Annotated in this window: 17 protein-coding genes and 1 pseudogene; 9 read left to right on the forward strand and 9 right to left on the reverse strand. The window is 38.1% G+C overall.

Features of this window, described 5'->3' with window-relative positions; translation table 11 throughout:
- The first annotated feature begins 39 nt into the window (after positions 1-39).
- Together H6F45_RS21140 and H6F45_RS21145 are read left to right on the forward strand one after the other, a co-directional pair.
- Positions 40-297 (forward strand): hypothetical protein, encoded by a 258-nt coding sequence (locus H6F45_RS21140; protein WP_190348313.1) that lies wholly within the window; start codon positions 40-42, stop codon positions 295-297.
- Positions 290-541 carry a type II toxin-antitoxin system RelE/ParE family toxin gene (locus H6F45_RS21145; protein WP_137667914.1) on the forward strand — a complete coding sequence of 84 codons (252 nt, stop codon included), beginning with the start codon at positions 290-292 and terminating at the stop codon, positions 539-541. Before H6F45_RS21140 ends, H6F45_RS21145 begins: the two co-directional genes overlap by 8 nt.
- Before the next feature lie 114 nt (positions 542-655).
- Here the strand turns inward: H6F45_RS21145 and H6F45_RS21150 are convergent, their stop codons facing one another.
- The 3 genes from H6F45_RS21150 to H6F45_RS21160 are packed head-to-tail and all read right to left on the reverse strand — an operon-like array spanning position 656 to position 1,886.
- Positions 656-889, reverse strand: coding sequence for a hypothetical protein (locus H6F45_RS21150; protein ID WP_190348314.1), 234 nt, complete (start codon positions 887-889; stop codon positions 656-658).
- A 29-nt stretch (positions 890-918) separates the two neighbouring features.
- Positions 919-1,167 (reverse strand): hypothetical protein, encoded by a 249-nt coding sequence (locus H6F45_RS21155; protein WP_190348315.1) that lies wholly within the window; start codon positions 1,165-1,167, stop codon positions 919-921.
- A complete protein-coding gene (locus tag H6F45_RS21160) occupies positions 1,164-1,886 on the reverse strand; it encodes a GTPase (protein WP_190348316.1) in 723 nt (240 codons plus the stop codon). The genes H6F45_RS21155 and H6F45_RS21160 overlap by 4 nt, the downstream gene beginning before the upstream one ends.
- A gap of 210 nt (positions 1,887-2,096) precedes the next feature.
- On the opposite strand from H6F45_RS21160, the gene H6F45_RS21165 reads away from it, so the two are divergent.
- A complete protein-coding gene (locus H6F45_RS21165; protein ID WP_190348317.1) occupies positions 2,097-3,458 on the forward strand; it encodes an NB-ARC domain-containing protein in 1,362 nt (453 codons plus the stop codon).
- A gap of 41 nt (positions 3,459-3,499) precedes the next feature.
- A complete protein-coding gene (locus tag H6F45_RS21170) occupies positions 3,500-3,964 on the forward strand; it encodes a DUF29 domain-containing protein (protein ID WP_190348318.1) in 465 nt (154 codons plus the stop codon).
- 82 nt (positions 3,965-4,046) lie between these two features.
- On the opposite strand, the gene H6F45_RS21175 is transcribed toward H6F45_RS21170, so the two are convergent.
- Complete coding sequence (locus H6F45_RS21175) at positions 4,047-4,985, reverse strand: glycosyltransferase (RefSeq protein ID WP_190348319.1); 939 nt, start codon at positions 4,983-4,985, stop codon at positions 4,047-4,049.
- A gap of 474 nt (positions 4,986-5,459) precedes the next feature.
- On the opposite strand from H6F45_RS21175, the pseudogene H6F45_RS21180 reads away from it, so the two are divergent.
- From H6F45_RS21180 to H6F45_RS21195, 4 genes and pseudogenes are all read left to right on the forward strand, one after another.
- A pseudogene (locus H6F45_RS21180) lies at positions 5,460-5,741 on the forward strand (redoxin domain-containing protein); the annotation flags it as partial.
- An 81-nt stretch (positions 5,742-5,822) separates the two neighbouring features.
- Positions 5,823-6,551, forward strand: coding sequence for a UMP kinase (gene pyrH, locus H6F45_RS21185; protein WP_096568235.1), 729 nt, complete (start codon positions 5,823-5,825; stop codon positions 6,549-6,551).
- Complete coding sequence (gene frr / locus H6F45_RS21190; RefSeq protein ID WP_190348320.1) at positions 6,538-7,086, forward strand: ribosome recycling factor; 549 nt, start codon at positions 6,538-6,540, stop codon at positions 7,084-7,086. The genes pyrH and frr overlap by 14 nt, the downstream gene beginning before the upstream one ends.
- A 131-nt stretch (positions 7,087-7,217) precedes the next feature.
- Positions 7,218-8,339: a geranylgeranyl reductase family protein gene (locus H6F45_RS21195; RefSeq protein ID WP_190348321.1), complete on the forward strand. Its 1,122-nt coding sequence runs from the start codon at positions 7,218-7,220 to the stop codon at positions 8,337-8,339.
- Between the two features lie 110 nt (positions 8,340-8,449).
- Here H6F45_RS21195 and H6F45_RS21200 read toward each other — a convergent pair whose 3' ends face one another.
- Positions 8,450-9,319 (reverse strand): CPBP family glutamic-type intramembrane protease, encoded by an 870-nt coding sequence (locus tag H6F45_RS21200; RefSeq protein WP_190348322.1) that lies wholly within the window; start codon positions 9,317-9,319, stop codon positions 8,450-8,452.
- A 201-nt stretch (positions 9,320-9,520) separates the two neighbouring features.
- Positions 9,521-9,958, reverse strand: a complete 438-nt coding sequence (locus H6F45_RS21205; protein ID WP_096568227.1) for an AbrB family transcriptional regulator — start codon at positions 9,956-9,958, stop codon at positions 9,521-9,523.
- A gap of 1,490 nt (positions 9,959-11,448) precedes the next feature.
- Between H6F45_RS21205 and H6F45_RS21210 the strand changes: the two genes are divergently transcribed.
- Positions 11,449-12,456: a succinate dehydrogenase/fumarate reductase iron-sulfur subunit gene (locus H6F45_RS21210; protein WP_096568225.1), complete on the forward strand. Its 1,008-nt coding sequence runs from the start codon at positions 11,449-11,451 to the stop codon at positions 12,454-12,456.
- An 81-nt stretch (positions 12,457-12,537) separates the two neighbouring features.
- On the opposite strand, the gene H6F45_RS21215 is transcribed toward H6F45_RS21210, so the two are convergent.
- The 3 genes from H6F45_RS21215 to H6F45_RS21225 all read right to left on the reverse strand — a co-directional run bounded on the left by H6F45_RS21215 (position 12,538) and on the right by H6F45_RS21225 (position 14,666).
- A complete protein-coding gene (locus H6F45_RS21215; protein WP_137669201.1) occupies positions 12,538-13,065 on the reverse strand; it encodes a TolB family protein in 528 nt (175 codons plus the stop codon).
- A gap of 79 nt (positions 13,066-13,144) precedes the next feature.
- Entirely contained in the window at positions 13,145-13,705 is a 561-nt protein-coding gene (locus H6F45_RS21220) for a TolB family protein (RefSeq protein WP_096568222.1), read from the reverse strand.
- A 46-nt stretch (positions 13,706-13,751) separates the two neighbouring features.
- Positions 13,752-14,666, reverse strand: a complete 915-nt coding sequence (locus H6F45_RS21225; protein WP_137669202.1) for a Ycf66 family protein — start codon at positions 14,664-14,666, stop codon at positions 13,752-13,754.
- Positions 14,667-14,745 lie beyond the last annotated feature (79 nt).

The following is a 14,745-nucleotide window of genomic DNA, read 5'->3' on the forward strand; positions in this document are numbered from 1 at the left end:
TAATAGCATATCATTTACTAAAAATAAGATTTGTAATTAATGACTAATTCTAGTACCATTCGCCAAGAAATATTAAAACAAATCAGTCTCATTCCTGATGAACAATTAAGTTATGTATTAGAGTTTCTTCAGAAAATGAATATTGCTGATCAACAAACTCATGACAATGATGAAGATGTAGATGATGAATTGTTAGATATGAGTGCATCTGCATTACAAGATTATCTTACAGGAAAAGATAAAGGAATTTCATCTCAGGAGTTAAAGCGTCAATTACTAGGAGAAGATTTTGCTTGATTATATTATCTTAAAACCTGCCCAAAAATATCTTGAACGATTAAGAGTTGAAGATCAAGTAAGAATTATTCGTGCGTTGGATGGTTTAATCACAGGAACAGAAAATCTTGATATTAAACCATTGAAGGGTAGAGAAGAAAGTCGTTTAAGAGTTGGTAAATATAGGATTTTGTTTATTGAGGATACGGTTAATCAATTATATGTGATCACGGCTATTGGTGCGCGGGGGGATGTTTATAAATAAAGGGTTTTTATGGTTGATAAAAATTATTAGCTATGGAAAGAGGAGGAAGTTGTAATTTATATTTAAGTGTAGTTAGTTGGGTTTCGTTACCTCAACCCAACCTACTTACTAAATTCATGGAAATGGAATACCTTGAATAAGGTGAACTCCAAATTGAATCAAACTTTCAAGAGCAGTTCTCCCCAGTCCTATACCAATACCCTTCGCCAATTCAAGACACAAATCACGGACAAATTTCCTTAAAGATGCCTCTTCTTTATATCTAGTTTTTAGTGTAGCAGTGTCCATAGCTTTAATTGCTGCGTCTACTTTAGCTTTAAGTTTAGCTATTTGTTGGTAATCATCCATATTTATCCGCCTCCTAGTTATAGGGTAAATTAATTATTTTCTTTTTGTTGTAACCAGGCTAAAAATGCTGCTTTATTACCTGCAAATTTAGCAAAATCTTCCTCTGACATACTTTGTACAACATCGGAAATTTTTGATGATTGTACTTGCTGATTAATAACTTTTTGTGGTATTTTATCTGGAGGTAGTAATTGAGGATCGACTAATTCTAAAAAATCTGCTAAAGATTTACGAGAAGCAACTATCCATTGTCTTTCTGTCGGTACAGCATCCATCATTGCATCAAATAATTGAGGTAATTGATATCTTTTAATTGAGGTAATTGATATCTTTTGTTTGCAGAATAACCTACAATTTTTCCTTGCCAATTAGGTAGGACTTCTCGAATTTTATTTTCCACATCCTTAATTCTGCCATTGATGTTTTTTTCTTGTTCGTCACTTGGTAGATTTGCTGAAGGATGCCAATCTCCAGGATGCACTAAATCAACTTTATTTAAAGCAATTACCATTCTTTCTAATAATCTTGGATCAAGAGATTTAAGGTCAGTTTCTAAATACTGTTGTACTGAAGCGATCGCTCGATCTTGTGCGTCCAAAATCCACAAAGCAACATCAACATCTTTTAAAACTTTCTCATAAAGATTAATATGTTCTTTCTGCTTTAAACAACTTTCTCCTAATCCTGGCATATCATAGAAAATTAATGATCCTTGTTTTCCCTGAACTTCACTCAAAGGAATTTCTATTAAATTAGGTGCTTGAGTACAAGCTTCTGTGTGACTGACTTCTACACCAGCATTAAATAAAGCATTTAGCGTAGAAGATTTTCCTACTCCTGTTTCACCAATAAAAGCAAATCTAGGAGGTGGTTCATGATCTACCCTATCCTTGATCATCTGACGTATTTTCTCAAAGTCATCTTCCGTCATCTTCTTCTGATAACCAGGGAGGTGTTTTAGTAAATTCTGATTCTGGAATATGCGTATCAAATCCATATACTTTAATTTGATTAATTGGTAAAACTTTTTGATTACACTATGATGATAAATAACTTAGCTTATAAACACATCAACACAAAACCTCTAAAACCCTTGATTTCCTACCCTCTTTTGTAAAAAAATATTAATCCAAACCCTCAAAAACCCTCAATAATCTCACAACCAAATAAGCTAAAATAGCTAAAACCCTTATCCTTTATTGCATATATGACTGTTACAGAAGTGTTACAAATAGTTGATAATCTCGTCTTTAAACACACGGGAAACCACCTAACCGACTTACAAATAAGTGCGATTAAAGGCATTTGGGATGGTAAACTTTATAGTGAAATTGCTGATGAATTTGATTATGGTGAAAATTATATTGGCAATATCAGCCGTGATTTATATAAAATTTTATCTAAAGAATTAGGTGAAGAAGTTACTAAAACTAACTTTTGTTGGTCTATAGAAAGAATAGCTAATTCATTTAATCCACAACTGGTTGGAATAGGAATAAAAAATAATATTAATTGGTGTCCTAACAATAAAGATACTCAAAAAATAGAAGTTAATAAAGAAGACAAAAGTCAACAAAAAACAACTTACACAAACCTCAACCAATCCCCAAAAATCACCCATTTCTACGGAAGAAATAACGAACTATCAACTCTATCTGCATGGATAGAAAACCCCAGCACTCGCTTAATTTCCATCTTAGGAATTTCCGGTATTGGTAAAACCACACTCATTAAACACTTCATTGATACTCACCCCCTACACTTTGATGCAATAATCTGGAAAAACCTTAAACTATCTAACTCCTTAAACTCTATCCTTACAGAAATTATCACCGAAATAAACGTCAATATTCAAAATATAAATACCAACAAATTATTAAAACAAACCTTAGAATTATTCAATCAAAAACGCTGTTTAATTATTCTCGATAACCTAGAAGAAATATTTACACCTCAACAATATGCAGGAAAATATCAACCTGAACATCAAAATTATCAAACATTCCTACAAATGATCACAGCAATAGAACATCAAAGCTGTGTAATTTTGATTAGTCAAGAAAAATGCCAAGAACTGATATCCTTAGATGATGAACTTTACCCCATTCATTCCTTAGAATTATCAGGTTTAGGTAATGCAGCTACAGAAATATTAAAAAATCAAAGATTGCAAAATCAAGAACATTGGTTAAACCTAATAAACTTATACGAAACTCATCCTCGATATTTACAATATATCAGCATTTTAATAAAAGATGTATTTCAAGGTGAAATTGCAGAATTTATCCAAGAAAACAATTTAATCTTAACAGAAGATATCAAATCAAACATCCTCTTAACCTGGGAGAGATTAACCAATATTGAAAAACAAACACTATTAAAAATCAGTCAAAATGATCAACCTCTATCCAGAGAAGAAATCAAAAAGCTATTATCCCTCTCATCTCTAGAAATAATCAACAGTATACAATCATTAACACGACGATTTTTATTAAGCAAATCAGAAAACGACGAAAGATTATTTCATCTCACCCCCGTATTGAGAGAATATCTAAAAAATGTATGTTAAAATATTAAATATCACAACTCTTAAACAAATAGGTCGGAAAGATGTCTAACACCCTATATGATCAAGACTTACAATTATGGATAGATGCAACAATTCAACAATTACAAAATCATGAATTTGCATCCCTGGATATTGATCATTTGATAGAGGAGTTAACAGAATTGGGTAAATCAGAAAAAAATGCACTAAAAAGCAACCTAAAAATCTTATTAACTCACCTCCTTAAATTAAAAGTTCAACATAATGTACCAGAGACAATGAAAGCAAGTTGGTATAGTTCCGTCGTCGAACATCGTCAACGAGTGATTGATAATTTAACAGATACCCCATCTCTCAAAAATTACTTAACAGAAGCATTAGAAAAATCTTACCCCGATGCGCGTAAACTTGCCATAAAAGAAGGTAAACTGGCTAAATTTGGAATTACCATACCATCAGAAAATAAATATCCTCTAACTTCTCCCTTCTCAGTAGAGCAAATTTTAGATGAGGATTTCTACCCTTAATAGAAAAATATCACACTTCTTCTATTATATCCCTTCTTCTCTTCTTTGCGCCTTTGCGCCTTTGACTCTTTGCGCGAAATAATCATTTATTCATCATCTCACCATAAGCCTGATAAACCCCCTTCACATTATACCAATTCAAAAAAATCCGCGCAATTTCCAAAGCTAACTGCGGCTTACCCAAATTAATCAACCATTGCAATAAAGGGGCGCTAGTTCTTTCATTAAACAAACCATTTAAAGAAAGCATACCCCATAACAAACGATGAAACAGAGTCATTTGAATCATCATTTTCACTTCCCAAGTGGGATGTTTTTGATAAAACAAAACTCCCATCCTACCCCGTTGAATTTCCTTATCAATTAAATTATCAATTTGTTGTAAACTAAAGGGTGGATGCCAATGATAACCCACAGCTTGAGGACATTTAATTAATTGCAAACCTAAATTTTTTAACCTCACACCTAACTCTAAATCTTCCCATCCATAAAGTTGAAAACCAGTATCAAATAAACCAGCTTTTTCTAACCAATGTTTAGGAATAGCGACATTACCCGTAGCAAAAAAAGCCGCAGAAAAATCTGTGATTTTATAAGGTTCAGAAGTGGGATTTTCAAAATTACAAGTATTAATTACCGCACCGTAAGTAAAAAAAGCGTCGTTTCCTAATTTCTCTCTTCCTTGCAATAAAGCATTACTATGAGCTTGCAAGAAATTAGACAAGACCACCAAATCACTATCAATAAAAATAATCGTATCACCCGCAGCTTTTTCTACCCCTAAATTTCGCGCCGCAGCAGGACCAGCATGATCCTGTTGAAAACACCGCAGATGAGGAAACTCATCTTTATTTTCTGCTAACCAGTCTAAAGTCCCATCTGTAGAACCATCATCTACTAAAATAATCTCATACCCTTCTACAAGGGTTGTATCCTTTAAATTCTGCACTTCTAAAGCGCGGAGGCACTTCTGCAAAATTGACAACCGATTATAAGTTGGTATAACAACACTAAAAAACACTTTTTCACCTACATCACTAAACAACTCAAAATTAAATGTTAAATAGAATTAATGTTAAATAGATTTTTGCCCATATTTTAAATATCTAGCATAGGACAAACCTAGAATTTTGAGCTTGGCATACTACATGAGAATTAGAGAAGTATATGATACTTTACAGGGTTATTACAGAAAATTTACCCAAAAACCAACATTGTGGATGTTCAAAATAGCATAAATCGTAAATTCAGGAAGTTTTACAATTTACGCTAACTCAATTAGTATATAATAGGACTTGCGCACTGTACAAATTCACCATGATGTGCATAAACGAAAATCCGTCGTTTCAGGCTTTTGTCGATTAACTTCCGATCAATAGCGAACTGCTTGCAGCAGCGCTTCGCTATCGCTCAAAAATCATTAAAAAATCACGTTAAAATGGACGAAACCCATACCTCATATTTGGTTGATCCTGTCAATGCGTAAGTCCTAGATATGAAAGTTTTTGCCCAGCGCCATGAATTAAATTTTCCCTACCTATGGGACACAACACAAGATGTAACTCGTAGCTTTGGTGCTGTTAGCACACCTACAGCTTTTTAAATTGATTATGAAGAGATTGTGCGCTATGAAGGACAAATTGACGATCACCCTCAAGACCCATTAGCAACCGGGCAAGATTTTTTAAGAAATGCGATCGCCTGTTTATTTCAAGGTCAAGAAATCCAGCCAGCACAAACCCCACAACTGGGAACGCCATTAGTATGGCGAAAATAAACTAGAACTAGACACAGATTGCCACTGTACTGTTATCTTAAATTGGAGGCAATTGCAACTTATTTGATAAAACGTAACTTCATGGGAACGAATTACCGACGGGTTTTACTTAAACTGAGCGGTGAAGCCTTGATGGGCAACATGGGCTATGGCATTGATCCAGAAGTAGTCAAGGGAATAGCCGAAGAGTTGGCAGAGGTGGTAGCCACTGGCGTTCAAGTCGCTATCGTAGTTGGCGGTGGCAACATTTTCAGAGGCGTTAAGGCAGCATCAGCGGGAATGGACAGAGCAACCGCTGACTACATAGGAATGATTGCCACGGTAATGAATGCCATGACGCTACAAGACTCGCTAGAAAGGATAGGAATACAGACGCGGGTACAAACGGCGATCGCTATGCAAGAATTAGCAGAACCGTATATTCGTCGTCGTGCCATCCGTCATTTAGAAAAAGGACGGGTGGTAATTTTTGGTGCTGGTTCAGGAAATCCCTTCTTTACCACAGATACCACTGCGGCATTAAGAGCAGCAGAAATAGAAGCAGAAGTGATTTTTAAAGCCACCAAAGTAGACGGAATCTACGATGCTGACCCCACCATTTATCCTGAAGCCAAACGTTACACAACCCTCACTTACGCCCACGTTTTGGCTGAAGATTTGCGAGTCATGGATAGTACCGCAATTGCCTTGTGTAAAGAAAATAATATTCCCATTCTGGTATTTGACCTAACAACGCGAGGAAATATTCACCGTGCAGTAATGGGAGAATCTATTGGCACTCTTGTGGGAGGTTCTTGTGAAATTAGCTGAAGCTGAAAGTACGATGCAAAAAACCGTTGAGGCTACTCAACGAGCTTTTAACACCATTCGCACTGGCCGCGCCAATGCGAGCTTACTAGATAAAGTACAAGTAGAATATTACGGGAATCCTACCCCCCTCAAATCTCTGGCAAATATCAGTACACCAGATGCCACCACCATTCTCATTCAGCCTTATGACAAGAAGAGTCTGAATATGGTGGAAAAGGCAATCTCCTTGTCAGATGTCGGTTTAACCCCCAGCAATGATGGTTCTGTAATTCGTTTGAACATCCCACCTTTGACATCTGACCGTCGTAAAGAATTTGCTAAACTCGCTGCTAAGTATGCCGAAGAAGGTCGAGTTGGTATTCGCAATATCCGTCGTGATGCTCTTGACTCAATTCGTAAACAGGAAAAAAACGCGGAAATTTCCGAAGACGAATCACGAGATCAGCAAGATAAACTACAAAAACTAACCAACAAATATACAGCGAAAATCGACGACTTGCTGGCAGAGAAGGAAAAAGACATTACAACCGTCTAAATTGGGGACTGGGGACTGGGGACACTTCGACAAGCTCAGTGCATCGCTGGGGACTGGTGATGGGGTTATTAACCTCCCCTGCTCCCTGCTCCCTGCTCCCTGCCTCCTACCTATTCCCTATTCCCTTATTTATGTACGAATGTATCATTGTTGGTGCTGGTCCGGCGGGTGGATCAGCAGCTTATCATTTAGCCAAACAGGGACGCTCAGTATTAGTTTTAGAAAAAGCATCTCTGCCCAGATATAAACCTTGTGGTGGTGGTGTGTCACCAGCGATCGCTCAATGGTTTGATTTTGACTTTAGCCCTGCAATTTCCGTTAAAGTAGACTCCCTGCGCTTTACCTGGAAACTCGAAGATCCTGTAGAAGCCAAAATCGGCATCAAAGAACCAGTCTGGATGGTGCGGCGAGATGTATTCGACCATTTTCTCGTTCAACAAGCTCAAAAACAAGGGGCAGAATTACGAGACAATACAGAAGTTACAGGTATTGAATTTAAAAGTGATTATTGGCAAGTTAACACGGCTAACGGACAAGTCACAGGTCGCTACTTAATTGCTGCGGATGGTGTTAAAGGTTCAATGCCCAAATGGCTAGGTTTCAAAGACCGGAAACGTCGTTTAGCAGGAGCATTAGAAGCAGAAATTCCGGCAAATGTAGAGAATAAATCCACAATTCACTTTGAGTTTGGTTTAGTCAAAAACGGTTATATCTGGAATTTTCCCAAAGCTGACGGTTACTCTCTCGGAGTCGGAACGTTTATTGGTGGCGAACGCCAGGACTTTAAAAAAATTTTGGATGAATATGCCAAATATTTTAATGTAGATATTAAAACCAGCAAACAATATGGTTATCCCATATCCTTATGGGATGGTAATCAAAAACTGCATACCCAAAATGCTGTTTTAGCCGGTGAAGCTGCTTGTGTTGTTGACCCCTTTACCGCAGAAGGTATTCGCCCCTCAATTTTTAGCGGTGTCCTAGCCGCACAATTCATTAATGAGGCGCTTAGTGGTGATATCAACGCCTTGGAAAACTACACTGAGGCTATTCATGAACAATGGGGTTCAGAAATGGCTTGGGCGCAAAAATTAGCTGGCGCATTTTATCGCTTCCCTGGTATTGGCTACAAAGTCGGTGTTAAACGTCCCTCTGGCGCTCAAACTATGGGTAAAATCCTTTGTGGTGAATTGCGATATGGTGATGTGGCTGGTCGCGCCCTCAAGCGTTTAATTCCTGGTTTTGGGGGTTAGGTAATTGGTAATTGGTAATTGGTAATTGGTGATTGGTAATTGGTGATTGGTAATTGGTGATTGGTGATTGGTGATTGGTGATTGGTGATTAGTTTTTTCCTACCCAATGCCTAAATTTCAACAAAACACCAAAGAATTACTCCTGTTACCAGAACACAGAGAACCCCAGCTAACCCCGCTAGGGGTTTTTTGTTTTTACCTGTAACCCATTCAGAGACTTTCCCTGTATAAGTTATTAATCCTGCTGTATCTATGGTAGCGATCGCCCATACCCAACCCGCATGAAGTCCCCAAGCTATCCCCAAACTACCACCATCAGCTAACCTGGCCAATACCAAAACCATTCCCATCAGCCATAACCCAGGTAGTTGCGGTATCGTTTCTTTTTGTTCCCAAACCAAATGCAGCAAGGCAAAAATCAAACTAGAAATAATCGCTGCTAACCAGATCGGGTAGTCTTTCTCCAGGGTTATCAATAAAAAACCCCGAAATAACAACTCTTCTATCCCACCTACAAACAAAGCCACCAAAGAAATTGGTAGCAAAATTCCCGGAATTAATTTAATATTTGATTTTTCTAAATAGCACCAACCTAGCCAAAATTGACAGGTAAACACTATCACCAGTCCCAACACACCTAAACCCAAACCCAGCCACAAAGAACGCAAAATAGAAATATTCCCCACCAAGCCATAATTAGCAAAAGACCCCAGTCCTAACCAATTAATTCCCCAGAGAATGAAAGGTACTAATAGATAGAGAGATACCAATAAAGGAATTTTTTGCTCTGGCTGTAAAGGTTTATTAAGCTGCAAATTAAGTATGAAGGCGGATATCGCTGCTAATGGCAACCAACATACTACCCAAACCATAAAAAAAGCCATGACAAAAAACACTACTGGCGCATTTTTTAGCAACGCCAGTAATGTATTATTGACTGATGGCTCTATTAGTGAAAAGAAAACAGACGAAAAAATCACGATAGATTTCTAGCTCCCAGAGAGTTCTTGCTTATCCTTCAAAACTCTACTAGAATTGGTGACGCATACAAAATGTCAAATCTTATTTTGTTGTATGAACAAACCTTTAAACTACAAATACTATTTATTTGTAGGTGTAGGGAGGTGTAGGGATAAGAAAGCAAAGATTTATTTACAACTTACCCCTACTCTCAGAGAAATTTATTCCTCCTCTTCATTTTCTAAATCAGCTTCATCAGCTTCCACATCGGATGATGTCAATTTTTTATCACTTTCACCAAGTTGAATCAAGTGAATATGCTTGTAACCTAACCGAATTTCAAACTCATCACCAGGTTTTAAACCCATTGCTTTGGTATAGGTAGCACCAATCACGATTTGACGATTTTGATGAACACTAACCCGGTATGTCGGTTCGCGACCACGTCCATCTTTAGGAGATTCTGGACTCAGAGGAATACCTCTAGCTGACAACAAAGCATCATAAAAATCGGTGAGATTTACACGCACCTGATTATTCTTGGTAACGGTGTAATAGCCGCACTGCTTCGCTCTTTCTCGGCGTGGTAAATTAGAAAGCTCTTTTACTTTAGCCAGCAGTGCTTTTCCTGTTAATGGGGCGGTTGCAGTTTCTGTCATTATGTTCAAAATTTCCTTAATCTCTTGAAACAGTTCATCAATGTAGCCTGATTTTTACATTTGGCTTTTTAGCCAATGTCCAGAGCTACTGAAGACTTGAGGGTGAAGTGTGAATTCCTGCTGATATGATCAGCCCAAGTATCTCTATATATGGTTTTCCATATTCAATTAGAGATCATGGTTGTCACAGAATTTTATTCCGTTGATTGTACGGCATTTTTAACCATCATTCGCCATGAGAAAGAAAAATATTTTAATCTTTTGGCGCTAGTGTAGTGGTGTAATTTTAAGCCACCTTTACAAATCAGGTTAGTTCTACTCCTAAAAAGTTGTAGATACAATAAATTGCAGGTTTTTCATTTTCAGTGCTTGCCTTTCTTGCTCTTGAGTTGTAGGTTTGTACCCACTCGTCATTTCCAGCTTAGGACAGCATAGTATTTGCTGATGGTCTTAGAGACATACACCCTTGTGTCCAGCCGATAGAGACACAAATTTTCTTGTCTCTACATTACGAATCAACAAAGCAGTAGCAGCCGGACTTGTACGGACTTTGGTACTGGTTTTGTGACTTCGTAATTTCATATTAAATACTATCATGAACCAATAATAGCAAAATATTTGTTGAATTTAAAAAACAATTTGCAAATTATTTTTTTTTCAAATCACTGGAGTTGGGGAGAGAAAAAGGAGTAAGGATTTTACTCTGGACTGATGGTCTCATGAGTATGGAGTCAAGACTTTTATAAAAGTTTATATAATTAGGCGAGATGTTTTGAGTGAGTGACTTAAATCTAGGTTTTCTTGATGGAGAACAGACAAAAAGCCCCTGGTATTTTTCACCCTGTTTATTAGGAGCAGGGAAAATATCGCCGATTATTCTCCACGTCTGTCTAGGGGAAGAATCAATTTACCACATCTATCCCTTGCTTGATAGCCATAACCAAATAATTGTCCGCCGCTTTAACACTTCTATATATTTAAAAAATTTTTATTTCGCTATTACTGGAAGACTTTTTACAAACAGGACTAAACTAAAGAAGTCTCAAGTGTAGAGGATAAACCAGTGAAGGGTATATCCCTCACCTCTTGTCAGAGAAAAGCAAAAAAATATTTGACAAATTGAACTTCCATGCCTAAGCTGCATTTGCTCAGGTAAACACATCGCTATGTTAAACACCTGCTAATACTGCTCAGTTCACAAAACCAGGAGGTCGCTTTGCTGGAGGCGGTTTTTGTCACGGGGATTTATCACGCCTCCCACAACTTTGAATGAAGTCCGTTTTGAGACTCGATTGTTTCGATAAATTTCACTGACTGCACTTCTACAACTAAAATTTTAATGGTTATCCTTGAACTGGAATCATAAGCGCCTTCAGCATCAGCTTATTAGCCACTGAAGTTAAATAACGGGCTAATTTTTCACAACAACCTGCTTGTACTCATTATTTTGGCAGCAGGTAAGGCAATTTTTAGAATTTGGTTGGTAATATATGGAAGTTGTTTTTAAGATTATTCGCCAGCAGCAAAACTCTCACCCTGTTGTCCAAACTTATCCTTTACAGGTAGAACCAGGTAATACAATACTTGATTGCCTAAATCGGATCAAATGGGAACAGGATGGAACTTTAGCATTTCGCAAAAATTGCCGCAATACTATTTGTGGTAGCTGTGCTATGCGAATTAATGGACGTTCAGCTTTAGCCTGTAAAGAAAATGTTGGCAGCGAACTAGCTAGATTGCAAAAAATTTCATCATCTTCATTATCGACAAACCATAATCATACCATTAATGAAATCACGATCGCTCCTTTGGGAAATATGCCCGTGATTAAGGATTTGGTCGTAGATATGAGTAGTTTTTGGGATAATTTAGAAGCGGTTGCACCTTATGTCAGTACAGCAGCGCGACAAGTACCAGAAAAAGAATTTTTGCAAACACCACAAGAGCGATCGCTTCTCGATCAAACAGGTAATTGTATTATGTGTGGTGCTTGTTATTCAGAATGCAACGCCCGTGAAGTTAATTCCGATTTTGTAGGTCCCCACGCTCTCGCCAAAGCGTACCGCATGGTGGCAGATTCCCGCGATAGTAACCAAGAAAATCGCTTGGAAAATTACAACGAAGGAACTAAAGGTGTTTGGGGTTGTACTCGTTGTTTTTATTGCGACTCTGTTTGTCCAATGGAAGTTGCACCATTAGAACAAATTACCAAAATTAAACAAGAAATTCTTGACCGCAAAAAAGCCAGTGATAGCCGTTCCATTCGTCACCGCAAAGTATTGGTTGAGCTAGTTAAAGCAGGTGGTTGGATTGATGAACGTCAATTTGGTATCCAAGTAGTTGGTAATTATTTCCGTGATTTAAAAGGATTACTTAGTCTTGCACCTCTGGGTTTACGGATGTTAGTCAGGGGTAAATTTCCCCTCTCCTTTGAACCCTCAGAAGGTACTCAACAAGTGCGATCGCTCATTGAATCAGTTAAATCTGGTGATTGGTGATTGGTGATTGGTGATTGGTGATTGGTGATTGGGTAGTAATTTATAATTACGAATTATCAATTATCAATTATCAATTATCAATTACCTTGGGTCTTGGGGGATATTCAATTTTTGTCCAAACCTGTCATACAGTAAAATATCCCATTGCCCATTATTGCTATACTCAAACGCAATTCTACTACCATCAGCACTAATTGTAGGATTGCGGACTTCTGCTTGCAGATTAGCAGTTAAATTTCTGGATTGTCGAGTTTCTCGATCATAAAGAAAAATAAAGGAGCGCCCCTGACGACTCCCAGCAAAAACCACAAAACGACCATCTTGAGTCACAGAAGGATGATCAGCAATAGTATCAAAAGAATTTAAACCTAGTAAATCTACTAGATTTCGTGTAACAGTATCAAACATATAAATATCCTGGCTACCGCGACGATTAGTAGTAAAAACAATATATCTGCCCGAAATTTGCGGATTTAACTCCGAAGCTGAACTGTTTAAACCGCGACCACCGAGATCAAAGGGATAACTTAATATACGCGGATAACCGAAACACCCAGTTAACAAAGTTGAACTTAATAATAAAAATAAAAGTAATTTGTCATTAGTCATTAGTTATTAGTCATTAGTTATTAGTTATTAGTTATTTTTCCCAGTCACCAGTCACCAGTCACCAGTCACCAGTCACCAGTCACCTATCACCAGTCACCGTTGCACCATTAGGAATATCTAATTCTACAGTGGGTCCTCGGTCTAAAACTTCAATATCCCATTGTCCACGACTGGCAGATTCAAACACTATATAACGTCCATCAGGACTGATATGAGGATTTCTGATCCAGCCGCGATAGGTAGGAGTAATGATTTGTGATTGTTTCATAGCGCGATCATAAAGTGCTATCACTGGTCTACCTTGGTCACTCGTGAGGTAACAAATATAACGACCTGTGTAGCTGAGACTGGGACTTTCAGCAACAGTTTCTCGTCGGTTTAAACTGGGAGTGGGAATAAAACTTTGGGTTTCCAAGTCGTACATCAACAATTGCTGATTACCATTACGATTAGAGACAAAGGCCAAAAAGCGTCCGTTGCCACTCAAAGCCGGTTGTTCCTCAGTATAACGACTGTTTAGAGAATAAACCCCAACCGGAATCTCACCAGCACCACAAGACACAAGCAACCCACTGAGGCTAAAAATTAGGCTCCAACGAATACGCTTTTGGAGCCACAATACAGATGTAAATTTTTTCACATCAACCGCTTTCCGTCGCCCTTGAAATTACCATCAGCTAAATGTTTTAAACATCATCAAAGTCATTGGTATTACCTGAATCCTCATTGGGAGTTTCCAGAGGTTTATATGGTACATAATCAGTAGGTATAGCCTCATCTTCATTCCTTTCTCTGCGAGAAGGTGAATCAGCAGATGGACGACGTTTTCTAGGTCTAGGTGTAACATCATCCTCACGGCTTTCTGGGCGTTGAGGTCTGTTATTACTGCGACGTGACGGTTTTCTTACTTCCTCTTGGGGACTTTCCCAGTCATCAACTTCCTTAGAAACAGAACCCCAATTTTCTTGTTCAAAACTATCACTCTTGAGACTTACGGAACGTCCAGAACTCGGACGACGTTTCCTTTCGGCTGTTTCTGGTTTTTCCCTGCTACTGCGGCGTTCTGTTCGTCGTGGGGGTTGTTCCTCATAATAATTATCACGGCTGGAACGATCATCTCGGCTACCACGAATCCTGGGACGTGGGGGACGTTCTTCTTCTTCCTCTTCGTAATAAGGTAGCGGTTCTAAATCGGCATCCATTTCCGCTTGATAATTACGGCGATCAGAGTAAGAATATTTTCTGCTGACTTCTCGCTCATCATCCACAATGGGAGTATTGCGTTTCGCTTGTTGAGTAGCAATACTTCGCAGACGAATACTTTCAACAGCAAAAAATACAGTAGAACCAACTAACAGCAACTGACCAAACTGCAAAATCGGGTCAAGTCGCCATCCTTGGAAGATGAGAATAAAACCACACAGTAAGCCAACCGCCGCAAAAAAGATATCTTGATCTCGTGACAGTTCCGGGCGCACGGTGCGAAGAAAATATAGTGCTGCCCCAGCCACAGCCAGGAAAATTCCTAGAACACTGGCTGAGTTAGCCCCAAAATTTACCTGAGCCAAAACACTGGCTGAGTTCAGCCCAAAATTTATCATTGCTCTTTTCCCAATATCACATCTATGTTAGCGAGTCATCTAATTTTGCATTTTAGATTTTGGATTTTGGATTTACCAC

The organism is Sphaerospermopsis sp. FACHB-1194, from assembly GCF_014696235.1.
GTDB classification, from domain to species: Bacteria; Cyanobacteriota; Cyanobacteriia; order Cyanobacteriales; family Nostocaceae; genus Sphaerospermopsis; species Sphaerospermopsis kisseleviana.